The following is a 23,327-nucleotide window of genomic DNA, read 5'->3' as shown; positions in this document are numbered from 1 at the left end:
CCCTATAATGCTGTTTCTTGTACTAATGCACCATTGAGATAAACCTCAATGCGAACATTACCTACACCAGACACTTTTTTAACAATACGATCGCCAGGTTTATTTGTATCATCGTAGATAACAGCAGAACCGTCATCATCTTTTACGACAATTTTTAGCTCTTGGTTTTTAGAGCCTGCCGGAACTGTAATATCTACCGTACCAGTAGTTTTATTACTACTACTGTCAGATTTTTTATCATCTTTCTTTTTATCATTTTTATATTCAGTAGTTAGATTTACTGCAGTACCTTCATCAATTTCATCGCCAGCTTTTATGCTTTGTTCTGTTACAATAGATTTTTCCTCTACAGAACCAGCGACTTGATTAACACCAAGATGAGCATTACTCAATGTATCTCGTGCATCTTTTAAAGTCATACCAATGACATTTGGCATTTGAATCTTTTTAGCTTTTGCTTTATTTACAACGAGATCAATTGTTGTGCCTTTAGAAACTTTAGAATCACCAGATGGACTTTGAGCTATGATAACACCATCAGGTTTATTATCTACAGACTGTTGTGTTACTTTACCAACAACTAAACCAACATCTTTAAGTCGTTGTCGAGCTTGATCTACTGTTAAACCAGACAAATCCGGTACTGTAATATCACCAACACCTTTAGATACAACAAGGTGAATTGTACGTTGTTCTTTAACCTTCTCTCCTGCACCTGGTGTTTGAGAAATAACTTGACCAGCTGGTACATCAGGATTAGTAACCTCGCTTGTAGAAACACGCAAATGTTTATCTTCTAAAATATTTTTAGCTACAGAAACTTGTTTACCCACAACATTAGGTACATCCACAGTTGTGTTACTCCAGAAATTACCATAACTCAAAAAGGCACCTAAGAAGGCTACTAAAAAAATTACGGCAGCCCCTAGGACGATATATTTTTGTGGGATAGATGCTATTTTACTTAACATACTCTTCTTTTTACCCTCATCTTTTTGCTCTTCTTGAATATCACTGAAATCCTCAAGTGCTTCAGGATCAACAGCTGGTATCATTTGGGTTGCAAAATCATATGGTTCATGACGTTGAGTTTTACCCATTGTAAAGCCTTGAGACAATCGTAAATCACTTATCATGTCAGAAATAGAATCAAAACGATCTGCAGGGTTTTTAGATAATGCCTTCATTACAACAGCTTCTAAAAGCGGTGGGATTGAAGGATTATATCGAGTTGGAGGAGCTACTTTTTCACGTACATGTTTTAATGCTACTGCAATTGGAGTCTCCCCTTCAAAAGGAACTCTACCTGTAAGCATTTCATATAAAACTACGCCTAAAGAGTAGATATCAGTATTACCATCTACTGGTTTCCCACTGGCTTGTTCAGGTGATAAATAGTGAGCAGAGCCTAAAATTGAATTCGTGTACATAACTGTATTAGTAGCATTCATAGCTCGAGCAATACCAAAGTCAGTTACTTTTACACGCCCCGTACGAGTAATAATGACATTATGAGGTTTAATATCACAATGCACTATTCCCATCGTATGCGCATGTTCTAACCCCTCTGCGATAGCAATAGTGAATTTTACCGCCTCGTCTATGGATAGTCTTCCATGTCGCGTTATATACTCTTTTAATGTTTCACCATCTACATATTCCATAATGATATAGTGTAAATCTTGATCAAACCCTACATCATACATATTTACAATATTAGGATGATTTAGTTTGCCCGCCGCTTGTGCTTCTCGTTTAAAACGCGTAACAAACTCATCATCATTAGCAAAGTTAGCATGCAATACTTTAATTGCTACTTGTCTACCTAGTAAGGTATCTTCCCCAAGGTATACGTCAGCCATTCCGCCAACGCCAATTTTATCAACAATTCGGTAGCGGTTATCTAGAAGTATACCTTTTATATTCATAGTACTCATTATTTCTCCATTTCTAGATTAGATTGTTCCCACCACAATGGTCACATTATCTCCTGCTCCGACATCATATACGGTTTCCATCAATGATTCTACAACCTTCATATCATCATTATTAGATTGTAATGCACTAGCAATAACATCATCTGATACATAACCACATAGTCCATCAGTGCAAAGTAAAATACGATCACCTGGAAGAATAGATTCTACACCACTATCAACCTCTAAAGTATCATCAACCCCAACTGCACGGGTCAATAAGTTTCGTTGAGGGTGATTTAGCATTTCATCCTTTGTAATCTCTCCAGCAGTTAATAATTCTTGTACCATAGAATGATCTGTAGTAATTTGTCGTAAAAGACCATCTCTATATACATACAAACGACTATCACCAACACTTGCCCAGTATAATTGGTCACCATTAACGGCCGTAACAACAGCAGTAGTGCCCATACCAGCAAGACGTTCTTCATGAGCTACGCGATTGGCTATACGTTCATTGGCATGAATAATAGCATCACATAAATCTTGTTGCCCCACTGTTTCAAGGGAGGCCAAATACTCTTTAATTTCATCAACAGCATAGGTACTGGCGATTTCACCGCCACTATATCCACCCATGCCATCAGTGACAGCACAAATAGGACCGTCTATAAAAAATCGATCTTCATTGCGCTGACGCACAAGTCCAATTTTACTTAAACCAACAAAATTATTCATAATTCTCCTTTTTCCGACCATGAGCTGCTTTTAATTGCCCACATGCGGCTTGGATAGCATCGCCCATCTCTTTTCGTACCGTTACAGATACGCCATAGGAAGCAACGATGTCTTTAAATGTATTCATATTTGTAATAGATGGTTTATATAATTCTATATGTTCATTGCCATTAACAGGTATTAAGTTAACATGGCAATTTGGGAAATCTTTACAGATTTTCCCCAATGCATAAGCCTCCTCCATAGATGCATTTACTGAATCTATAAGAATATACTCAAAGGTGATACGACGTTGAGTCGTATCATAATAATATTTTACCGCATCTAAGACTTCCGTCAATTCATAACGAGCCCCAACTGGCATAATACTACGACGCACTTCATTATTTGTAGCGTGTAATGAGAGTGCCAAAGTTATAGGTAATCCTTCATCAGCTAATTTATAGATGTTTGGAACCCACCCACAAGTAGAAATAGTCATCTTCCGATAACTAATATTACAAATCATAGGATCATGTAATAGTTGCAGTGACTGCAAAACATTATCATAGTTTTGCAATGGTTCCCCTGCCCCCATAACTACAACAGAGTGGATTTGCTCTTTTGTAAGAGCTCCGAAAATAACGACTTGTCCAATGATTTCAGACACAGTTAAATCACGATATAAACCACCCTGTGTAGAGGCGCAGAACACACAGCCCATGGCACAGCCAACTTGAGAAGAAACACATACAGAGTATCCATAGTGTTGCTCCATTAAAACGGCTTCTACCCGGCTTTGATCTATCATTTCAACAAGGATTTTACGAGTCTTCCCATCTGGAGATACAGACTCAGTAATTAATGTTGGTAAAGAAATAACACAGTTATCACTTAACCATTGACGCAACTCTTTAGGAAACTGCGTCATCTCTTCAAAATCAAATATATATCTATGATAAATATAGTCTATTAACTGTTTCGCTCGAAACTTTTGTATATTATGGGTCTTAAAGATAGATTGTAACTCTTCTAAAGACTTACCCAATAATTCTATCATGGTACTCCATTTCTATTATTATGATATGCGTTTTACACGAGCCATAAAGAATCCATCCATCTGATCTCGTGGCGGATATGTTGTAATCATACCCTCTACAGCTTGTGGCAACCCATCAAATGATACAGAATCAATGATAAAGTTCTTATGAGTTGCTAGAAATTTTTCTAGTACATCCTCATTTTCCCCACTATTGATAGTACAAGTAGAGTATACTAAATATCCATCAACTTTAACCATTTCAGCAGCTTTTTCTAATATTTCAAGCTGTAATGGAGGTAAGTCAGTAAGTAAAGATTGTGTTTTACGCCAACGCATATCCAACTTTTTTTGTAATATGCCAAGTCCAGAACACGGTGCATCTACTAAGACGCGATCGAATTGTTCTTTCCAATTATCGGGTAAATAACGACCGTCTTGTAGCTTAGTTGAAACTATGGATACTCCAAGTCGTTCAGCATTTTGATTCATAAGCTCTAATTTATGATCGTATATATCACAACTCATAATAGCACCCGTATTATTCATGAGACTTGCCATATGCATAGACTTACCACCTGGTGCAGCACAACAATCTAATATGCGCTCGCCTGGCTTAGGATCAACTACATGAGCAACGAGCATAGAGGCTTTATCCATAAAGGTAATATGACCTTCCATAACAGGTTTTGCTTTTTCCAAGTGCCCTTGATGTGCATCAATATAAACTACTTCTGGAATATCATTGTCCTGTTCAACAGTCCAACCTAAATCTCGTAGTTCTTTTAAACAATCCTCAATAGATACTTTTACAGTATTTATACGTGCTGTCAAACGAGGTTGTTCATTAAACCAAGCACAAAGATCTATAGTCTTATCCTTCCCCATTTCATTTATCCATAAATTAACTAACCATAAAGGTTGATTATAAATGAAAGAAATTTCTTCAGCCTCAGACTTGGCAAGTTCACCAATAGAAATACTATCACTTTCACGTAATACTGAACGTAATACGGCATTTACAAAGCCAGATAATCCTCTAGTTAACTTTTTTGCCAATTTTACAGATTCATTGACCGCTGCGCTTTCAGGGACTTTATCCATATAGATAATTTGATAAATGCCAAGTCTAAGAATTTCTACAACCATGGATGATAATTTCTTTAATGGTCTTTTGGCAAAATGAACAATAATGGCATCTAAATAATTTTTTCTACGGATGACACCATAGACCAACTCCGTGAAAAATCTTCGATCTAAATCGGATAAATGATATTTTTGTAAATACTCTTGTAACTTGATATTGGCATAAGCACCATTACGATTAATATCACTCAAAGCTTTCACTGCGAGCAATCGAATATTTAGTTGTTGATTCGTTTTAACTTCAGTCATCGTTTTTCCTACCAATTAATTGTTCAACTGCTGCTCGAACACGTTCAGGATCTACTGTAGTATTGCAACAAGGTCCATTAGGTCTTTCATTTAAAACGCCAATGACAGGTATCGGAAATACATCAGCCATACCACTTGCTAAATCACGTTCACAAGCAATAGCTACAATAGCCTTTGGTCGTGCTTCTTTTACCTTCATTCGCGCTAATGTACCACCTGTTACCACTATAAATTGACAGCCATACTCTTTAGCAATTTGCAATAAACTTCCAACTTGGCATCTACCACATTGTTTACAATTGTATACATCATGTGTAACCTTATGAACACATGAACTTTCCTGTAAACAATGAGGTGTCAATAACAATATACGTTCTGGATCAACTGTATACATATCAAGCATCACTAGATGATTAATCAAGTCAATCATAGACTGACGCAATTGATCCTTAGTAACCCCTCTCACTTTACCAATCAATAGGGACACTGGAAACAGTCCATATATAAACTGGTTAGCAAGCCTTAAAACAATAGGATGTAACCGTAGTATACCGAAACTAGCAATAATCAAGGATGCGCACAATAACCATATAACACAAATGCATACCGAAAAAATCACTGTACTTATTATGGGTGCAACAGGATGTAATTGTGAAAGTCCAGGCTCTAATATATACATTAGAAATCCCATAATTACAGTAATTATGGCACATGTAATTGATGATAATATCAGGTATAACGGATACGTTTCGTACTGCTTATATTGAGTCTCCAAAAACGATACCTTCCTTTATCTGATGTCCATTAATAAAATCAATTGCAGAAATACGTTTTTTATTTTCTGGTTGGACTTCTGTTAATAGAATTATATTTCCATCACCACAAAATACACCTAAACCGGCTATTTTAGATACGATTGTACCAGGCACAGTTGTGGCTGATATAGCAATTGGTACATGTTTACCATGGACATCTATCAAACAGTGAGTCGTATCACTTGGGACCACTTCACCAGACCATACTTTTAAACGTTTTCTATCGAGATACGTATAACATCCAGGAGCTGGATTAAGACCTCTAATAAGATTGACAATTTCATGGGCTGACTTAGACCAGTCTATATGCCCCATTTCCTTTGTAATCTTAGCAGTATGTGTAGCCATTGTATCATCTTGTGGCGTAGCCACAATTTCTCCATTAACCCAACGAGTTAATACTGGAACAATAGTTTCGCCACCTAGTAATGCCATACGTTCAAATAGTTGCCCTGTTGTTTCACCACACAAAATATCAGTCTCCACGATATCAATAATATCGCCTGTATCAAGGCCATCATCCATATGCATAATTGTAACACCTGTCTTAGTATCACCATTTAATATGGCATAATGAATTGGTGCAGCACCTCTATACTTAGGTAAAATAGATGCATGTACGTTAATACATCCATATTGTGGTAAACGAATAAGCCATGGCGGTAAAATTTTACCGTATGCAATAACCACTACTACGTCGGGATTTAGAGCTTCTAGTTCTGCTTGTACTTGTTCATCACGTAATGTTACCGGTTGGAATACAGGTAAATTATGATTTAAAGCTGCCACTTTTACAGGTGGCATTTGAACTTGTTTACCGCGACCTTTTTGTTTATCTGGCTGACAGTATACACCAACAATAGAGTGACCAGCCTTTATTAATGCTTCCAAAGTAGGAACAGAAAAATCAGGCGTCCCCATAAATACGACACGCAATTGTTTTTGATTATACAATTTCTTTCTCCTCTGGGTGATCAGTAATCAATCGTAAGTTAGTTGCTTTTTCAATAAACAAATGACCTTCTAAATGATCAATCTCATGTTGAAAAATACGCGCTAAAAATCCTTCAGCTTTAATTGTTACCTTTTTATTATGAGGGTCTATACCTTTAACGGTAATTTTATCGAATCTTTCCACATCGCCAAAATACCCTGGTACACTTAAACAACCCTCTGGTCCCACTTGAGATCCCTCAGCATGCGTAATTTCAGGATTAATTAATGCAATGAGACCACTACCGGCATGATCATCTACGACGATAATTCGTTTTGACACCGCTACTTGAGGTGCAGCAAGTCCAACGCCATCAGTCTCATACATTGTTTCCGCCATATCATCGATAAGGGCTCTAAGTTTTTTATTAACATGTTCTACAGGTTCCGCAATTTGTTTTAAAACGGGGTGACCTGCTTTCACAACATCTAATACTGCCATTTATACTCCTATACTAAACAGGATCTACATCAATCAAAAGTCCTTCTTGTGTGAAGATCCATGAATTATATATATATTCTTTTAAATTTGATAAGTCAGTACCTCGAATCATAATCGCTAAACGATACATATCCCGTACTTTTTTGATATTTGCTTCATAAGGTCCATTAATGAGAATATCTGTATCACCTTTATGGACCTCTAAATCGCTTACAATACGATTAGCTATGGCCTCTAAGGTCTCCATATTTTGATGACGCACTACCATGTGAATCATCTCTCTAAACGGAGGATATCCTAATGCTTTACGATTTCGAATTTCTTCGTTGTAAAAGCCTACATAATCATGAGCCTTACTCTTTATTATAGCATAATTTAAAGGATTATATGTTTGTATTACTACACTGCCTGGTTTATCACCACGACCAGCCCTGCCAGATGTCTGTGTAAGTAAATCAAAAGTTCTTTCAGATGCGGAATATACAGGAATATTTAAAACTGAATCAGCCGTTAAAATACCGACAGCTGTTACATCTTTAAAGTCATGACCTTTTGACACCATTTGTGTTCCCAGTAAGATGTCATATTTATGAGTCCCAAAATCATGTAAAATATCTTCTGCTAATTGTTTGTTTTTAGTTACGTCTTGATCAAGGCGGGCAATACGAGCCGACTTAAAATGACGTCGCAACTCTTCCTCCACCTTTTGTGTACCTGATCCAAAGAATTTAATGCGTTGACTATTACACTTTGGACAGACCGTAGGAATTGGTTCATGATGTTCACAGTAATGGCACCGTAATTCTTCACCTGCTTGGTGATACACCATAGCTACATCACAATGAGGACACATAATAGTTTCCCCGCAATCGCGACACATTACAAAGGTACTATAACCACGTCTGTTCAATAGAATAATCATTTGGTTATGTTCATTCAATGTTTTTTGAATTAAGCTACTCATAGCATCAGAAAAAACAGAATAGTTGCCATGAAGAATTTCTTCCTTCATGTCCACAATAGTTACTTTTGGCATTGGTTGTTCAAAAATACGATGTGGTAATTCAAGCAAATGATACTCCCCTTGCTTAGCTTTGTAATAGGAGGTTACAGATGGTGTTGCAGAACCTAGTATTACAGGACAACCATGTGCTTCCCCACGCCATAATGCAACATTTCTAGCATGGTAACGAACCATGTCCTCTTGCTTATAAGAAGTATCATGCTCTTCATCTACTACGATAAGTCCAATATCCTCAGCTGGAGCAAATACTGCTGATCGTGCACCAATGATAATATGACTATCCTTGCGACGTAAACGCTCCCAGTTATTATTGCGTTGTTGAACTGTTAATTTACTATGAAATACTACAACTTCATCTCCAAAGGTTTCTACAAAACGACGCACTATCTGATCTGTCAAAATAATTTCTGGAACCAAAATAATAGCAGTCTTATCTTGACTAATGCATTTTGCTGTAGCTTTTAAATATAGTTGAGTTTTTCCGCTACCCGTTACACCATGTAACAAAAAGGTTTTATGGTGATGTGTGTTCATCGCTTCTTGTATCGGTTCATACACGGCTTGTTGTGCATCAGTTAGTGGTATATTGACTTCTGCTGTAAACAGTTCATCAAAGGTAGTCTTTGTCGCTTTAAATCTAGATTCAATAGTAATCCCCTTAGCTTCACTAACTTGTTTAATGACCATACGTGAAAAGCCTTTAGCTAATAATAAAGCTTTTGATGCGCCCCCTACTTCAAGTAAATATTTTGCCAACTCTCGTTGTTTCTTTTTTCGTTCACTAAATTGTTCTACCGTGAAAGCAGGTGTAACCACAAGCCATTCTTCCTTAGGCGCCTCATAAGATTTTAGAGTTTTATTAACAGTAAATAAACGCAATGCATCGCCATAAGAGAATAAATAATATTCATTTAAACGACGAGCAGTATCCATCATTTCAGGTGTGAACCAAGGTTCATTGTCTAATACTTGAACAATATTTCGCAATGTGAACTCAGGGGGCTCGTTTAAATCTTCATAGCCAATCAGAATTCCCTCTTCGCGACTATTGCCTAAAGGAATAAGTACGCGTGTACCAGGTAAGACATTACCAAACTTTTCAGGCATTAAATAGCTCAATGGTTTATGAAGTTGTTTGGCCGGTCTATTAATAATAACTTGTGCGACACGCATACATTATATCCTTTCATTTACTATAAAAGGTCTCAGTAGAAATTCTACTAAGACCTTTTGTATTATAAGCCAGCTTCAGCTTTTAAAATTGCTGCTTTGTCAGTACGCTCCCAAGGTAAATCTACATCAGTTCTACCAAAGTGACCATATGCTGCAGTTTTGCGATAATGAGGTTTTAACAAATCAAGCATTTCAATAATACCTGCTGGGCGAAGGTCGAAATGTTTCTTAACGAGTTCTTGAATTTTAGTTTCCTCAACATGACCTGTACCAAAAGTATCAACTAAGATAGATACAGGATGAGCAACGCCGATTGCGTAAGCAACTTGTACTTCACACTTATCAGCAAGGCCTGCTGCTACAACATTTTTAGCTACATAACGAGCTGCATATGCTGCAGAGCGGTCAACCTTAGATGGATCCTTACCAGAGAAAGCACCGCCACCATGACGAGCCATACCGCCGTAAGTATCTACGATGATTTTGCGGCCAGTCAAGCCAGCATCACCATGAGGACCACCGATTACGAAACGGCCAGTTGGGTTAATGAAATATTTTGTATTTTCATCAACAAATTCAGCAGGCAATGCTGCATCGATAACAAAGCGTTTTAAATCAGCTTTAATTTGTTCTTGCGTAACTTCAGGGCTATGTTGTGTAGAGATAACAATTGTATCAATACGTTTTGGTTTACCATCAACATATTCAACAGTCACTTGAGTTTTACCATCTGGACGAAGATATGTTAAAGTGCCATCTTTACGAACTTCTGTAAGACGACGGGATAAACGATGAGCCAAAGAAATAGGCATAGGCATTAGTTCAGGTGTTTCATTAGATGCATAACCAAACATCATACCTTGGTCACCAGCACCGATTTTATCAAGTGCTTCACCATTACCATCTTTAGATTCAAGAGCTTCATCAACGCCCATAGCAATATCAGCAGATTGTTCATCAATAGAAACTAGAACACCACAAGTGTCGCAGTCAAAGCCAAATTTAGCACGTGTATAACCAATTTCTCGAACAGTATCACGTACGATGCGAGGAATATCCACATATGTGTTTGTAGAAATTTCGCCTACTACATGAACTAAACCAGTAGTAACTAAAGTTTCACAAGCTACACGAGCAGTTGGATCTTTTTCAATAATCGCATCCAAAACAGCATCAGAAATTTGGTCAGCTATTTTATCTGGATGGCCTTCAGTAACAGATTCAGAAGTAAAAAACATATGTTTTTCAGCCATTTTATCCTCCTAATACGAAAAAAAGCCTCTCATGTACTCATGAGAGACCCTCCCATCTAACGACATTTGTCATAGGAATTAGCACCTTTTCCTCTTGGAATGGTTGCTGTAGCTTCATAGGGCCTATCCCTCCACTACTCTTGATGAGTTACAGAAATATTATAGTGTATTTACATTGATAAAGCAAGTCATTATTACATATCTTTCTATCAATTACAAACTACAAACATAAGATTCTCTCATGTATGGTGTTATTTATTTTTTACTAATTCCACAACTTCTTTCATAATATTATGGGCCAATTCAGATTTTTTCATATTCGGCATTTCTTTTGGATCTTTATGAGGATATAAGAAGTATCCTTCATTTGTATCTACATTAAAGCCTGCATTAGATTTACTAACATCGTTTGCTACGAGCATATCTAAATTTTTTCTAGTAACCTTATCTTGACCGTATTTAATAACATGCTCAGTTTCTGCTGCAAAACCTACAAGAATTTGATGATTCTTTTTAGCACCTAGACCTTGTAGTATATCTGGATTTTTAACAAGTTCTAATGTCATGGACTCCATTTTCTTTATTTTTTGTTCTGCCTTGTGAAGGACTCTAAAATCAGATACTGCTGCCGCCATGATAACCACATCTACCTCGCCATATCGAGATTCAACAGCATTTTGCATAGATAAAGCAGAGTCAACAGGAACAAAATCTACTCCACTAGGTACGGCTAAAGATGTGGGTGCACTGACCAAAATAACGTTAGCCCCCATCCGGGCTGCTTGCTCAGCAATAGCATACCCCATCTTTCCACTAGACCGATTACCAATATAACGAACAGGATCGATATTTTCTTGCGTACCACCTGCTGTAACAAGTACTGTAGTACCTTCAAGCTCATTAGATTTGCACATCTGTGATTCAAGCCAATCTACAATGGCTTCGGGCTCTGGTAGACGCCCCATACCGGTAACCCCACAAGCAAGCCATCCTTCAGCAGGTTCCATAATATGATAGCCAAGAGAACGTAAACCTTCCAAATTATGTTGAGTAATCGGATTGTTATACATTTCTGTATTCATAGCAGGACAAAGATATTTTGGAGCCTTAGTAGCCATTATTGTTGTTGTTAGCATATCATCTGCAATACCGGCATATATTTTACCAATTACATTTGCCGTAGCTGGAACAACCACATATGCATCTGCCCATGTAGCTAATGCAATATGCTCCACATCCCATTGATGTACTTGTTCAAACATGTCGATAGCTACAGGATGTCCACTAATTTCACCAAATGTAAGAGGTGAAGCTATATGAGTGGAGTTTTGAGTCATAACCACCTTCACTTCAGCACCTTTTTTACGAAGTCTGCTAACTACTTCAATTGCCTTATACGCAGCAATACCTGCAGATACAGCGACAATGATATGTTTTCCTCGCATTTTCTTCTCCTTTTAAAAATTCCTTGTATCAATGATACAAGGAATCGTTTTTCTTATTTAATGCCTTCTTTAGTGCGTTTATAAGTCACTTCACCTTCGGCAATTTCATAGAATGCCAAGGAAACAGGCTTGTCAGTTGCATGTGTAGATTCAGCTAAGCATGGTTCGCCATCTGTTAGTTCACGAGCACGTTTAGCTGCCAATGTTACCAAAGTATATTTACTATCTACTTGATTTTCCAATTTTTTCAATGGAGGTTTTACCATCATACTATCACTTCTCCTTAGACTCTTGATACTGTTTATAAATAAATTGAATTTGCTCTTTATTGCGACTAATCTTACAGGATTCAGCTCGTAAGATAGATGCAACCTTCTCAGATGCCTCTCCGAGATCATCATTTACAACTATATAGTCATATCGATGGGCTAATGCCAATTCAGAACAGGCTAATGACAACCGTTTATCAATAACTTCTTTCGCATCTGTACCGCGATTATGTAATCGCTCAGATAACTCAGTTAATGACGGTGGTACTATATAAATAAATACAGCATCACTAAAACGTTCTTTAACTTGCATAGCACCTTGAATATCAATTTCTAACAGTACACTTTTACCATCATCCAATAAATCTATTACATGTTGCTTCGGTGTACCGTAGTAATTATCATATACTTTTGCATATTCTAAAAATGCATCTTCACTTAATAGAGTTTCAAATTCTTGTTTCGAGCGAAAGAAGTAATTAACCCCTTCTACTTCACCAACACGAGGTGCCCGTGTGGTCATTGAAACAGAATATACTAAATTAGGCATTTCTTTTCGAATATTCGCACAAATCGTACCTTTACCTGCGCCAGATGGCCCGGATATAACGATTAATAATCCTCTGTCTGACATATGTACTCCTATGATTCTACTGTATCTTCGTCTACATCATATTGCACAAGTCGATGTGCTACGGTTTCTGGTTGAATTGCAGATAATACAATTTGACCACTATCCATAACTAATACAGCACGAGTCTTACGACCATATGTAGCATCAATGAGTAGGCCCTTGTCACGCGCATCTTGAACCATACGTTTTATCGGTGCAGATTCGGGACTAATAATAGCCATAACACGGTTAGCAGATACCATATTACCAAAGCCTATATTCAATAACTGAATACTCATTTATGGACCTCCTATTACTCTACATTCTGTACTTGTTCTCTAATTTTCTCTAACTCACATTTTAGCTGAACCACAAACTCTGTAATACTTGAATCCATAGCTTTGGAACCAATTGTATTCACTTCACGATTCATTTCTTGCAAAATAAAATCCACCTTACGACCGATGGAATTCTCATCTACAAGTGTGTTTTTTAATTGTACCACATGTGAGGTAAATCGGACAATCTCTTCCGTAATATCAGTCTTATCAGCCAATAAAGCAATTTCTTGCAAAAAACGATCTTCACTGATACTTGCCTCTAAAGACACTAAATATTCTTGAATTTTTCCCTTTATATGCTCACGATACGCATCTACAGCGCCGGCCTTATTCTCATCAATACTCTTGATTATATTTTCTAAAGTAGTGATACGAGACAATAAATCTTGTTCAATATGTTTACCTTCTACAGTACGCATTGTTATTAAGGCATCTAGTGCTTGGTTTGTAGATTCTTGTACTATTTCTGAAAGCACATCTTCTGCAATCGGAGTATCTTGTTGTTGTATCCATTCATTAGAAATGGAATTGACCGCTTGTAAAGGCACTTTTTTAGGGTCATCATAAAACTCTTCTTGAACAAGCAATTCTTGTATCTGCTTTCTCAATACACTATTTATTGTAAAAGTTTTAGGTCTTTCCCCTGCATCCTGAATAGAAACAGATACTTCAACTTTACCACGAGTAATCCGATCTTGTACTAATCCACGAATAATACTTTCAAAAGGGTTTATTTGCTTTGGACTACGTATAAATAAATCCAAAAATCGTGCATTTACAGTCTTAATTTCTACCGTACAGGTAATGCCATCTTTGGTTGCGGTACCAGAACCAAAACCGGTCATACTTTTCATATGATATCCTCCTTAGCAGTTTTTATTATTGTACCACGAATTATACATTCCGTGTTTAAATACTAAGAATTATATGTACATTATGTTATACTAAACTATACTTCTAAATAGAATTGAAAGGAGTACTATGAATTTAGACGGACTTACCATGTCTGTTCTCGCTAAAGAACTAAATGAGCGATTACAAACAGGTCAAATACAAAAATTATATCAAATAGATAAAACTACATTACTATTTAAAATTCGTGCACTTAACGAAGATCAAAGCCTAGTCATCACTGTTGGTGCAACCCCCGCAATGTATCTCAGCAAACCTCTTCAAGATTTACCAAAGGAACCTAGTTCACTATGTATGTTTCTTCGTAAACATATTGAGGGTAGCCGTATTGTAAAGGTTGAACAAATCAATGGTGATCGAATCATGTGTATCCAAACGGATAAGCTTGAAATGGATGGTTCTATTACGAGTACATTTATATATGTGGAACTAATGGGCAAGTATTCAAACTGTATCTTTGTTCAAGATGGAGTTATTCTAGAATCATTAATTCATGTATCGCCTTTAATGAATCGTGAACGTTCTATAAGTCCTAAACTACACTATGAATTACCACCTAATGCTAATCGTGTGAGTTTAATGGATTTTGATTATAATGAAATCAAAAATTTACTTACCTCCTTCGGTGATGGCACTGTACAACAATCTATACGTGCCATCTTTAACGGTTTTGGTAAACCTTTATTGGATGAAGTATTATTGACTTCAGATCTTAGTGGTAATGAAATCATAAGTGACTTAATTCCCACGCAAGTTGATGCCTTAGCTAAGGCGTTATATGAGTTAAAAATTAAGCTCAATGAAAGTAATGGTTTGCTTACTTTAATTAATGATAATAATAAAAAAGCACATGCCACTTTTATCCTACAAAATTATAAAGTCCTTAAAGAATATAGTACGATTTCAGAAGCCTTAGAAGAATCGATTCATAATACAAAATCCATTCACACTGCAGATAAAGAACTAGAAAAGATCTTAACAGCAGCCATAAAAAAAGAAGAAGTTCGTCATCAAAAGATTAAAGATGAATTAGATGACACCAATAAAATGGATACATATAAACTATATGGTGATATCTTAATGATTAATGCTCACTTACAAGTTCAATATGAACCTTCTATCCAATTACCAAATCTTCTTTCTGAAGATGGAGAATTATTAACAATTCCTCTAAAGCCAAATCTTACAATTGTAGAAAACGGTCAATGGTATTATAAGCTCTATACTAAATTAAAAAATCGTATGGTCAGTGGTGAATATCAACTTAATGCTAGTACTACAAAACTTGAATATCTCAAATCAATTTTATATAGTATTTCATTAGCCACTACCCGTGAAAGCTTAGAAGAAATTCGTAAAGAATGTATGGATGCAGGCATTATTAAAAAATCGAAGAAGCCATTATCATATAAATTAGGTAAATCAAATTACATTCATTTAACCATCGATGAAGGTGAAATATTTATTGGCCGTAACAATCAACAAAATGAATATTTGACTCATCGATTTGCCAAACCAACAGATATTTGGTTCCATACACAAGATATTCAAGGTTCCCATCTCATATTAAGACTTAATGTAGAGCCTGATGATATGATTCTATCTAAAGTCGCTCAATACGCAGCCTACTTTAGTAAGGCACGTAAAACCAGCAAAGTACCTGTAGATTATACATACATCAAAAATATAAAAAAGCCACCTGGGTCTCCACTTGGTTTTGTTATTTTTAGCACTCATCAAACAATGATCGTTGAGCCTAAAAAACCTGATAATTATAATGAATAAAAAAGAAGCGAAGGAAATCCTTCGCTTCTTTTCTTATAATATTATTGGTTTTCTTCTGTACGTTGTTCAGTTTGTTTCAAACTTTCACGATTTTGACGTAAGCTTTCCAATGTTTTTTCTAAATTGTTTTCCACATATTTAAGAACATCACCAGCATATTGAATGGAGCTGGATTTCAATTCCTCAGAGGATTGGTTAGCTGCATTGATAATTTGATTAGCTTGTTCTTGAGCTTGTTTAACTAGTTCACTTTCAGCAGTTAATTTAGCAATGTAGTCTTTAGCTTGATCAATCAAAGTTTCAGCTTGACGTTGAGCATCAGCTAGTACTTTATCTTTATCTGCTACAATACGACGAGACTCTTCAAGTTCCAATGGTAAAGACTCTTGAATAGAATCAATAATACGCATAATTTCGTCTTCCTCAACCATACGTTTTGTAGTCATAGGAATACGGCTGCTAGATTCAATAAGAACCTCTAAATCTTCTAATAATTTTTCTGTTTTCATACATTTCACCCCTATTTATTATGGACCGTATTAAAGCGTTCTTCAAGTTTTTCCTTAACATCATCCGGAACTAAACCATCTAGCTTACCGCCAAATTTTGCAAGTTCACGAATACCTGTGGAGCTGACGAAAGAGTATTTATTATTTGTCATAATAAATACAGTTTCAATATCATCATCCAAATATTTTGCAAACAACGCACGTTGAAATTCATATTCAAAGTCACTTAAAGCTCGCAATCCTCGAATGATTATAGTGGCATTCTTAGATTTAACATACTGGTTAAGTAGACCACCTGTACAATCAATTTCAACATTAGGAATATGTTTGACAGAATTTTGAATCATCTCAACCCGTTCTTCCATGGTAAATAAGGAATTTTTATTTGGGTTAGAGCTGACAGCAATGATTAATTTATCAACTAATCGACTGCCTCGTTCAAAAATATCAACATGTCCATTTGTTACTGGGTCAAAACTACCCGGACACACACCTATACGCACAGGTTTAGCTCCTTTCAGCAGTGTTTACAAAATAGGAAACCATCGTATAACCAAATTTCTGTTCTTTTATACATTTCCATGATTCAGGCAAGGTAAATGCCTCGTCCTTATGGTGCTCTAGTAATAAAACACCTTCAGGCTTTAATAAATCACAGTCTACAACCATATCTATGGTTTCTTGTATAAATCCATTTTCATATGGTGGATCAGAAAAAATATAATCGAACTGTCGTCCCATTATATAATTTTTTAATTGTGAAAGTTTCCTCGGAATGATTTCTAACCGATCTTCCACATGACAATGTTTGGCATTCTCCAAAATCAATTTTCCTGTTTTAAAGTCTACCGCTACTGCATGTGCTGCACCACGACTTAAGGCTTCAATAGCTACTGCACCTGTACCTGAAAATATATCTAATACATGAGTACCAAATATACCTCTATTAGATAATACATTAAACACACTTTCACGAACACGATCAAGTGTAGGTCTAGTATCTACCCCTTTAGGTGCTTTTATAGTATGTCCCTTTGCAGTTCCGCCAATAATTCGCATACAACCCTCACAAGATTATACTCATTAATTATAGTATATAAATAACCAAATTAAAAGTATCTTTTATTTATGATACTTCAATTTTAATATCTCGTCCCATCAATTCTGCTAATGCCAAAGCAGGAGATTTTTCTTCATATAAAACTTCATATAAAGCCTTTGTTATTGGCATTTCAATATGATGTTCACAAGCCATTTTATAAATAATGTCAGTAGCAAAGAAACCTTCTACAACCATATTCGTATGATTAATAATATAGTCCATCGTATTTCCATCTGCTAATTGTTGTCCAGCTGCCCGGTTGCGACCATGGGGACTCATACATGTGGCAATCAAATCTCCCATACCAGCTAGGCCGGCATAGGTTTCTTTTTGAGCACCTAAGGCTACACCAAAACGAGTCATCTCATGCAACCCACGTGTTAAGAGCAATGCTTTACAGTTATCCCCTAACTTTAGACCGTCTACAATACCAGCAGCGAGAGCAATAATATTCTTTGTAGCCCCCGCTAACTCAACACCAGTAATATCGGTATTTGCATAAATTCTAAAGTTTTGACTACATAATGCTTTCTGTAACATCGTGGCCACATCAAGATCTTCTGTACTTAAAACAGATGCAGCCGGTAAATCTCGTCCAATTTCTTCCGCATGGTTTGGACCAGATAAAACAGCGAGATTACATCCAACTGTTCCTAGAACCTCTCTCATAACTGTAGTCAGCAATTTGCCAGTAGTACGCTCTACACCTTTTGAACAAAGTATATACGATTGTTCTTTATGAGCATATGGTCTAATAGACTCTAAACTAGTACGTACATGTACAGATGGCGTAACCATGAGAATGATATCAGCCCCTTTAATACAGGTAGCAAGATCTGAACTATATACTAATTCATTTGGTAATGTTACGCCAGGTAAATACTCTTTATTCTCCAAATCTTTAGCTAATTGATCTGCAAATTCTGGGCGACGACAATATAAAGTTGTGGTATTTCCAGCTAATACGGATTTAATAGCAAGAGCAGTACCCCAGCTACCAGAGCCGACAACAACAACATTCATATATTAATCCTTTTTGATACGTTCTACTTTTAACTCATTACCTGCAAGTAAACGTTTGATATTATCCCAATGGCGAACAATGACAAATAAAGCAGCCAAAGCGCCAAAGCCAACGAACCAATAAGATTCGCCTGTAAAATACATTAAGATTGGTACCAAAGCGGCAGCTATAATTGATCCTAGTGATACGAGCTTAGTGAAATAGACAATAACGCCCCATACCAAGAAGGCAATCAAAGCAACTAATGGTGACAAAGCAATTAATACACCTAGTCCTGTAGCTACGCCACGACCACCTTTAAAGCCTAAGAATATAGACCAGTTATGGCCCATCATAGCAAGAATACCACCTAAGATCATATACATAGGTCCATAAGAGGATAATAATACTACCCCAGCCGCGCCTTTTAAGGCATCACAGAGAAATACAGGTAATGCAGCTTTGAGACCTATAACGCGATATGTGTTAGTGGCACCTATATTTTTAGAACCATATTGGCGGACATCTGTATTAAAGAAGGTTTTACCAATAATTAAACCACTAGGAATTGAACCAATAAGATATGCCAATATAGCATATACGATAACCATAATATCCATTAGTCTTCATCATCCCGTTTCTTACCACGCAACACTAAACGAATTGGTGTTCCTTCAAAGCCAAAGGACTCACGTAATCTATTTTCCAAGAAACGCATATACGAGAAGTGAATTAACTCTGGTTCATTTACAAACAAAATAAATGTAGGTGGTTTAACACTTGCTTGTGTCATATAGTAAATCTTTGGAATTCTGCCATTACGAGATGGGACCGGATTTACTGTTTGAGCATCTTGCAATAATTGATTTAATGTACCTGTAGATACACGGCGATACTGTTGTTCAGAAACGAATTTCAACATATCAGCTAAGCGATGAATACGTTGCTTAGTCAATGCAGATGCAAATAAAATCGGCGCAAACTGTAAGAACCCTAATTCATCATAAATATCTTCAGTAAAGCGCAGAGTTGTTTTATCATCTTTTTCAACAAGATCCCATTTGTTTACAACAATAATTACACCCTTGCCTGCTTCATAGGCATAACCAGCAATTTTCTTATCTTGTTCTGTAACACCATCTTGAGCATCAAGTACAAGAACAACAATATCCGAACGGTCTACGGAGCGTAAAGAACGCACAATACTATATCGTTCAACAGCTTCTTCGATTTTAGATTTACGTCGCATGCCTGCAGTATCGATAAGGACAAATTTTTGATCTCCATGGGTCCAATATGTATCGATGGAATCACGTGTTGTGCCTGCTACATCAGATACGATTACGCGGTCTTGCCCTAATAATGCATTAGTCAAAGAAGATTTACCTACATTAGGACGGCCAATAACCGCTACGTGAATAGTATCTTCATCATCAACATTTGTACCAACTGGAGGGAAATGTTTAACCGTATCGTCTAGCAAGTCACCTAAATTCATTAAATTCTTAGCAGAAATACCAATTGGATCACCTAAGCCAAGATTATAGAATTCATAAATATTAGGTTCTTGATTGACACTGTCAATTTTATTAACAACTAAAACTACAGGTTTACCGCTAGCACGTAATATATTTGCAACTTCTTCATCGGCAGGAACAATTCCTTGTTTACCATCAACAACAAATAAAATTACATCCGCTTCTTCAATTGCTAATTCAGCTTGTAAACGCATCATCTTAGGAATAACATGACTATTATCTGTTATGAATTCGATACCACCTGTATCTATCATTGTAAATTCACGATTTAACCACTCTGCGTCAAAGTAAATACGATCCCGTGTTACACCAGGAATATCTTCAACAATAGAGATTCGTTTATTAACAATGGCATTAAAAAGTGTAGATTTCCCTACATTTGGACGACCTACAACAGCCACTAATGGTTTTGCCATGGTTTCACCTCATTATCTAATCTAATACATTACTATATTTTATCATATTCTACGTAAAGTACGCAAAAAGGCTAACCAAGGAAACCTTGGTTAGCCTTTTATTAGACAATGAATTATTCAGCGTCTTCTGCAGTTTCTTTTGCTTCCATCAATTCAGTTAAAGCCAAACCCAATTTCTTTTCGTCTTTGTTTAGAGAAATGATTTTAACTTCTACTTCTTGACCGCGGTTTAAGTAATCTTCAACTTTCGCATTACGTTGTTTTGTAATTTGAGAAATGTGAAGTAAACCTTGAATGTCGTCGTTAACAGCTACGAATGCACCGTAAGCTACCAAACGAACAACTTTGCCGTTAATAACATCGCCAACATGCAATGTTTCTTCAGCTACGTCCCATGGGCTCTTAGTCAAAGCTTTTAAGGACAAGGATAATTTGTTGCTTTCAGCGTCGAAGGATTGTAATTTAACTTCGATTTCTTGACCAACGGAAAGAACATCTTCCACTTTTTTGATTTTTTGCCAAGAAATGTCGGAAATGTGAAGTAAACCTTCAATACCACCGATATCTACGAAAGCACCATAAGGCATGATTTTACGAACAATACCTTTATAGTTGTCGCCAACGTTGATGTTTTTCAATGCTTCAGCTAATTTAGCTTGACGTTCTACTTCCAATACTGCACGACGGGAAAGAACCAAACGGTTTTTCTTTTCTTCGATTTCAAGTACTTTAGCTTCGAATTCTGTACCAACCAAGTTGTCCAAGGATTTTACGAAATGAACATCACCTTGGGACAATGGAATGAAACCACGAAGGGATTTAACTGTTACTACCAAACCTGCTGGGATAGCATCAATACCTTTACATACGATAGCTTCATCTTTTTCTTGTGCTTCGATAACATATTGCCAATCTTCATCTTTAGCCAAGCGAGTCATGGAAAGATAAATAGGATTATCTTCTTTGATGTGGTTCATGATAACTGCTTTAATTTCATCACCATTTTTCAACACATCTTTGGCAGATTCTGGTGCTGGATAAGAAATTTCAGTTCTGTTCAAAATGGCTTCAGTTTTGTAGCCAAAAGATACATAAGCGCGTTCATCTTCAACTTGAACTACTGTACCTTCTACAACGTTCCCTTTCTTAAATTCTTCTTGACCTTCTGCTGCTAATAATTCTGCAAAATCTTTCATTGTCTCAATGACCTCCTTAATAATCCAGTCGGGAGTCGATGCTCCTGCTGTAACTCCTACCGTCTGTACTCGGTTAAACCATTCCAGTTGTAATTCAGTAGAAGTTTCAATGTGATAAGTTGTACATCCAACGTCACGACAAACCTCTGCCAATCGGTTTGTGTTTCCGCTATTCTTACCGCCTATCACTATCATAAGATCTACATTACGTGCTAAGTCAACGGCAGAGTTCTGTCGTTCTTGCGTTGCATTGCATATCGTTTTGAAAACCTTAAGATTCTTAGATTTTTTCTCTAATATCTCTATTATACTGTTAAATTTGAATTGTGAAAAGGTTGTTTGTACAACAACACCCATTTTTTCCACAATTTGTAGTTTTTGGGCGGATTCTTCATCTTCGATGATTATTCCTTTGTTATTTGCCCATAAATTGATACTTTTTACCTCAGGATGGTTTTTTTCGCCCAAAATCACCAAAGTCATTCCATCTTCTATGACAGACTTAGCATCTTGTTGCGCTTTTTTTACATGAGGACATGTAGCATCTAAAATATGTAATCCCTTTTCTTCAGCTTCTGCATAAATAGCAGGGCCTACACCATGAGATCGAATAATCATTGTCCCTTCGTCAATATCTGCTACCTCTTGAATAGGACTTACACCTTTACTTTCAAGGCGACCTACAACTTGAGGATTATGAATGATAGGACCTAATGTATAACTTTTACCCTTACCATCTGCAGCTTCATTAGCCATTTCAACGGCTCGCTTAACACCATAACAAAAGCCATGATTTTCAGCCAAAATTATTTCCATAAAGTCTCCTCTATACGATTTTCATGATACGAATCTATCATGCGTTGAATTTCACCTTTAACGCGGTCATTAACCTCTTTGATTGCTTCAGGTGTTGGTTTAGCTTTATTTACAGGAACTTGTTTACCAATAATACAAGCCACTTGATTTTTCTTCATATTATGAGATCCAATAATAGCAACTGGTGTTATACCAATGCCTGTACGCAATGCAATTGATGCTGCGCCATCATGAAATCTTCCAAGCTTACCGCTCTTTTGACGGTTTCCTTCAGCAAATATCCCTAGCACCTTATTGTCTTTCAATAATCCTAATGCATGACGTATAGCTACCTTGTCGATAGCACCGCGATTTAGTGGAAACGCACCAAGCCATGTACAGAAAAATCGAGAAATGGGATTCACAAATAACTCCTGTTTCGCCATGAAATGTACATGTCTAGGTAATGCATAGCCGCAGATAGGTGGATCATTGTTACTTAAATGATTGGGTACAACAATAACGGGACCTTCCATAGGAAAATTATCACGCCCATATACCTTTAGTCCATAGCCGACTTTATAGCGCAACCAAAAGGCAGTACGCCAAAGCCATGTAGAAAATTTATTCATC

The 23,327-nt window shown here is 36.6% G+C and carries 23 protein-coding genes and 1 riboswitch; of the genes, 1 reads left to right on the top strand and 22 read right to left on the bottom strand.

Translation table 11 applies throughout. From position 1 onward, the window contains the following. Positions 1 to 2: 2 nt before the first annotated feature. From pknB to VCHSUH03_RS05590, 14 genes are all read right to left on the bottom strand, one after another. Positions 3 to 1,928: a Stk1 family PASTA domain-containing Ser/Thr kinase gene (gene pknB, locus VCHSUH03_RS05655; protein ID WP_105094400.1), complete on the bottom strand. Its 1,926-nt coding sequence runs from the start codon at positions 1,926 to 1,928 to the stop codon at positions 3 to 5. Between the two features lie 27 nt (positions 1,929 to 1,955). Continuing rightward, positions 1,956 to 2,657, bottom strand: coding sequence for a Stp1/IreP family PP2C-type Ser/Thr phosphatase (locus VCHSUH03_RS05650; RefSeq protein ID WP_105094331.1), 702 nt, complete (start codon positions 2,655 to 2,657; stop codon positions 1,956 to 1,958). Then, a complete protein-coding gene (gene rlmN, locus VCHSUH03_RS05645; protein ID WP_105094330.1) occupies positions 2,650 to 3,696 on the bottom strand; it encodes a dual-specificity RNA methyltransferase RlmN in 1,047 nt (348 codons plus the stop codon). Before rlmN ends, VCHSUH03_RS05650 begins: the two co-directional genes overlap by 8 nt. An 18-nt stretch (positions 3,697 to 3,714) precedes the next feature. After that, positions 3,715 to 5,070: a 16S rRNA (cytosine(967)-C(5))-methyltransferase RsmB gene (rsmB, locus tag VCHSUH03_RS05640; RefSeq protein ID WP_105094329.1), complete on the bottom strand. Its 1,356-nt coding sequence runs from the start codon at positions 5,068 to 5,070 to the stop codon at positions 3,715 to 3,717. Further along, positions 5,063 to 5,845 carry a DUF116 domain-containing protein gene (locus VCHSUH03_RS09615; protein WP_105094328.1) on the bottom strand — a complete coding sequence of 261 codons (783 nt, stop codon included), beginning with the start codon at positions 5,843 to 5,845 and terminating at the stop codon, positions 5,063 to 5,065. The genes rsmB and VCHSUH03_RS09615 overlap by 8 nt, the downstream gene beginning before the upstream one ends. Continuing rightward, positions 5,829 to 6,839, bottom strand: coding sequence for a methionyl-tRNA formyltransferase (fmt, locus tag VCHSUH03_RS05630; protein ID WP_105094327.1), 1,011 nt, complete (start codon positions 6,837 to 6,839; stop codon positions 5,829 to 5,831). The genes VCHSUH03_RS09615 and fmt overlap by 17 nt, the downstream gene beginning before the upstream one ends. Next, a complete protein-coding gene (gene def, locus VCHSUH03_RS05625; RefSeq protein WP_105094326.1) occupies positions 6,832 to 7,320 on the bottom strand; it encodes a peptide deformylase in 489 nt (162 codons plus the stop codon). The genes fmt and def overlap by 8 nt, the downstream gene beginning before the upstream one ends. A gap of 13 nt (positions 7,321 to 7,333) precedes the next feature. Then, positions 7,334 to 9,517: a replication restart helicase PriA gene (priA, locus tag VCHSUH03_RS05620; protein ID WP_105094325.1), complete on the bottom strand. Its 2,184-nt coding sequence runs from the start codon at positions 9,515 to 9,517 to the stop codon at positions 7,334 to 7,336. A 62-nt stretch (positions 9,518 to 9,579) separates the two neighbouring features. After that, positions 9,580 to 10,770 carry a methionine adenosyltransferase gene (metK, locus tag VCHSUH03_RS05615; RefSeq protein ID WP_105085557.1) on the bottom strand — a complete coding sequence of 397 codons (1,191 nt, stop codon included), beginning with the start codon at positions 10,768 to 10,770 and terminating at the stop codon, positions 9,580 to 9,582. Between the two features lie 49 nt (positions 10,771 to 10,819). Continuing rightward, positions 10,820 to 10,920: riboswitch (SAM riboswitch) on the bottom strand. Between the two features lie 101 nt (positions 10,921 to 11,021). After that, positions 11,022 to 12,215, bottom strand: a complete 1,194-nt coding sequence (coaBC, locus tag VCHSUH03_RS05610) for a bifunctional phosphopantothenoylcysteine decarboxylase/phosphopantothenate--cysteine ligase CoaBC (protein WP_105094324.1) — start codon at positions 12,213 to 12,215, stop codon at positions 11,022 to 11,024. A 53-nt stretch (positions 12,216 to 12,268) separates the two neighbouring features. Next, entirely contained in the window at positions 12,269 to 12,484 is a 216-nt protein-coding gene (rpoZ, locus tag VCHSUH03_RS05605) for a DNA-directed RNA polymerase subunit omega (protein ID WP_060924653.1), read from the bottom strand. A gap of 4 nt (positions 12,485 to 12,488) precedes the next feature. After that, positions 12,489 to 13,118 (bottom strand): guanylate kinase, encoded by a 630-nt coding sequence (gene gmk / locus VCHSUH03_RS05600; protein WP_105094323.1) that lies wholly within the window; start codon positions 13,116 to 13,118, stop codon positions 12,489 to 12,491. Positions 13,119 to 13,126: 8 nt separating this feature from the next. Continuing rightward, a complete protein-coding gene (gene remA, locus VCHSUH03_RS05595; protein ID WP_005386753.1) occupies positions 13,127 to 13,396 on the bottom strand; it encodes an extracellular matrix/biofilm regulator RemA in 270 nt (89 codons plus the stop codon). A 14-nt stretch (positions 13,397 to 13,410) separates the two neighbouring features. Continuing rightward, a complete protein-coding gene (locus VCHSUH03_RS05590; protein WP_105094322.1) occupies positions 13,411 to 14,292 on the bottom strand; it encodes a YicC/YloC family endoribonuclease in 882 nt (293 codons plus the stop codon). 127 nt (positions 14,293 to 14,419) lie between these two features. Here VCHSUH03_RS05590 and VCHSUH03_RS05585 point away from each other — a divergent pair, with 127 nt between their 5' ends. Next, positions 14,420 to 16,135 carry an Rqc2 family fibronectin-binding protein gene (locus VCHSUH03_RS05585; protein ID WP_105094321.1) on the top strand — a complete coding sequence of 572 codons (1,716 nt, stop codon included), beginning with the start codon at positions 14,420 to 14,422 and terminating at the stop codon, positions 16,133 to 16,135. Positions 16,136 to 16,176: 41 nt separating this feature from the next. Here VCHSUH03_RS05585 and VCHSUH03_RS05580 read toward each other — a convergent pair whose 3' ends face one another. The 8 genes from VCHSUH03_RS05580 to VCHSUH03_RS05545 form a co-directional block, all read right to left on the bottom strand. Beyond that, positions 16,177 to 16,644, bottom strand: coding sequence for a hypothetical protein (locus VCHSUH03_RS05580; RefSeq protein ID WP_005386756.1), 468 nt, complete (start codon positions 16,642 to 16,644; stop codon positions 16,177 to 16,179). Positions 16,645 to 16,655: 11 nt separating this feature from the next. Beyond that, complete coding sequence (gene coaD, locus VCHSUH03_RS05575) at positions 16,656 to 17,147, bottom strand: pantetheine-phosphate adenylyltransferase (RefSeq protein WP_024066177.1); 492 nt, start codon at positions 17,145 to 17,147, stop codon at positions 16,656 to 16,658. A gap of 4 nt (positions 17,148 to 17,151) precedes the next feature. After that, positions 17,152 to 17,703, bottom strand: coding sequence for a 16S rRNA (guanine(966)-N(2))-methyltransferase RsmD (gene rsmD, locus VCHSUH03_RS05570; protein WP_060924657.1), 552 nt, complete (start codon positions 17,701 to 17,703; stop codon positions 17,152 to 17,154). 67 nt (positions 17,704 to 17,770) lie between these two features. Further along, the gene (locus VCHSUH03_RS05565) at positions 17,771 to 18,769 is read right to left on the bottom strand and encodes an NAD(P)H-dependent glycerol-3-phosphate dehydrogenase (protein WP_105094320.1); all 999 of its coding nucleotides are present in this window, start codon (positions 18,767 to 18,769) and stop codon (positions 17,771 to 17,773) included. A gap of 3 nt (positions 18,770 to 18,772) precedes the next feature. Continuing rightward, a complete protein-coding gene (plsY, locus tag VCHSUH03_RS05560; protein ID WP_024066174.1) occupies positions 18,773 to 19,369 on the bottom strand; it encodes a glycerol-3-phosphate 1-O-acyltransferase PlsY in 597 nt (198 codons plus the stop codon). Next, entirely contained in the window at positions 19,369 to 20,703 is a 1,335-nt protein-coding gene (der, locus tag VCHSUH03_RS05555) for a ribosome biogenesis GTPase Der (RefSeq protein ID WP_060924659.1), read from the bottom strand. Before der ends, plsY begins: the two co-directional genes overlap by 1 nt. Before the next feature lie 113 nt (positions 20,704 to 20,816). Further along, on the bottom strand, positions 20,817 to 22,715 hold the full coding sequence (locus tag VCHSUH03_RS05550) for a bifunctional 4-hydroxy-3-methylbut-2-enyl diphosphate reductase/30S ribosomal protein S1 (protein WP_105094319.1): 1,899 nt from the start codon (positions 22,713 to 22,715) through the stop codon (positions 20,817 to 20,819). Continuing rightward, positions 22,706 to 23,326 (bottom strand): lysophospholipid acyltransferase family protein, encoded by a 621-nt coding sequence (locus tag VCHSUH03_RS05545; protein WP_105085548.1) that lies wholly within the window; start codon positions 23,324 to 23,326, stop codon positions 22,706 to 22,708. The genes VCHSUH03_RS05550 and VCHSUH03_RS05545 overlap by 10 nt, the downstream gene beginning before the upstream one ends. Between the last annotated feature and the right edge of the window lies 1 nt (position 23,327).

This window comes from Veillonella infantium, from assembly GCF_002959895.1.
Classification (GTDB): domain Bacteria; phylum Bacillota; class Negativicutes; order Veillonellales; family Veillonellaceae; genus Veillonella; species Veillonella infantium.
This window is presented reverse-complemented; position numbering and strand designations above follow the sequence as displayed.

Excerpts from the sequence above, each read along its gene's own strand:
- der (WP_060924659.1), bottom strand. The coding sequence starts at position 20,703 with ATGGCAAAACCATTAGTGGCTGTTGTAGGTCGTCCAAATGTAGGGAAA.
- VCHSUH03_RS05650 (WP_105094331.1), bottom strand. The coding sequence starts at position 2,657 with ATGAATAATTTTGTTGGTTTAAGTAAAATTGGACTTGTGCGTCAGCGC.
- VCHSUH03_RS05550 (WP_105094319.1), bottom strand. The coding sequence starts at position 22,715 with ATGGAAATAATTTTGGCTGAAAATCATGGCTTTTGTTATGGTGTTAAG.
- rpoZ (WP_060924653.1), bottom strand. The coding sequence starts at position 12,484 with ATGATGGTAAAACCTCCATTGAAAAAATTGGAAAATCAAGTAGATAGT.
- VCHSUH03_RS05580 (WP_005386756.1), bottom strand. The coding sequence starts at position 16,644 with ATGAAAACAGAAAAATTATTAGAAGATTTAGAGGTTCTTATTGAATCT.
- priA (WP_105094325.1), bottom strand. The coding sequence starts at position 9,517 with ATGCGTGTCGCACAAGTTATTATTAATAGACCGGCCAAACAACTTCAT.
- metK (WP_105085557.1), bottom strand. The coding sequence starts at position 10,770 with ATGGCTGAAAAACATATGTTTTTTACTTCTGAATCTGTTACTGAAGGC.
- remA (WP_005386753.1), bottom strand. The coding sequence starts at position 13,396 with ATGAGTATTCAGTTATTGAATATAGGCTTTGGTAATATGGTATCTGCT.
- VCHSUH03_RS05545 (WP_105085548.1), bottom strand. The coding sequence starts at position 23,326 with ATGAATAAATTTTCTACATGGCTTTGGCGTACTGCCTTTTGGTTGCGC.
- VCHSUH03_RS05585 (WP_105094321.1), top strand. The coding sequence starts at position 14,420 with ATGAATTTAGACGGACTTACCATGTCTGTTCTCGCTAAAGAACTAAAT.
- VCHSUH03_RS05565 (WP_105094320.1), bottom strand. The coding sequence starts at position 18,769 with ATGAATGTTGTTGTTGTCGGCTCTGGTAGCTGGGGTACTGCTCTTGCT.
- plsY (WP_024066174.1), bottom strand. The coding sequence starts at position 19,369 with ATGGATATTATGGTTATCGTATATGCTATATTGGCATATCTTATTGGT.
- rsmB (WP_105094329.1), bottom strand. The coding sequence starts at position 5,070 with ATGACTGAAGTTAAAACGAATCAACAACTAAATATTCGATTGCTCGCA.
- rsmD (WP_060924657.1), bottom strand. The coding sequence starts at position 17,703 with ATGCGAATTATTGGCGGAACTGCAAAGGGACATACTATAAAAGCACCT.
- gmk (WP_105094323.1), bottom strand. The coding sequence starts at position 13,118 with ATGTCAGACAGAGGATTATTAATCGTTATATCCGGGCCATCTGGCGCA.
- coaBC (WP_105094324.1), bottom strand. The coding sequence starts at position 12,215 with ATGCGAGGAAAACATATCATTGTCGCTGTATCTGCAGGTATTGCTGCG.
- pknB (WP_105094400.1), bottom strand. The coding sequence starts at position 1,928 with ATGAATATAAAAGGTATACTTCTAGATAACCGCTACCGAATTGTTGAT.
- VCHSUH03_RS05590 (WP_105094322.1), bottom strand. The coding sequence starts at position 14,292 with ATGAAAAGTATGACCGGTTTTGGTTCTGGTACCGCAACCAAAGATGGC.
- def (WP_105094326.1), bottom strand. The coding sequence starts at position 7,320 with ATGGCAGTATTAGATGTTGTGAAAGCAGGTCACCCCGTTTTAAAACAA.
- rlmN (WP_105094330.1), bottom strand. The coding sequence starts at position 3,696 with ATGATAGAATTATTGGGTAAGTCTTTAGAAGAGTTACAATCTATCTTT.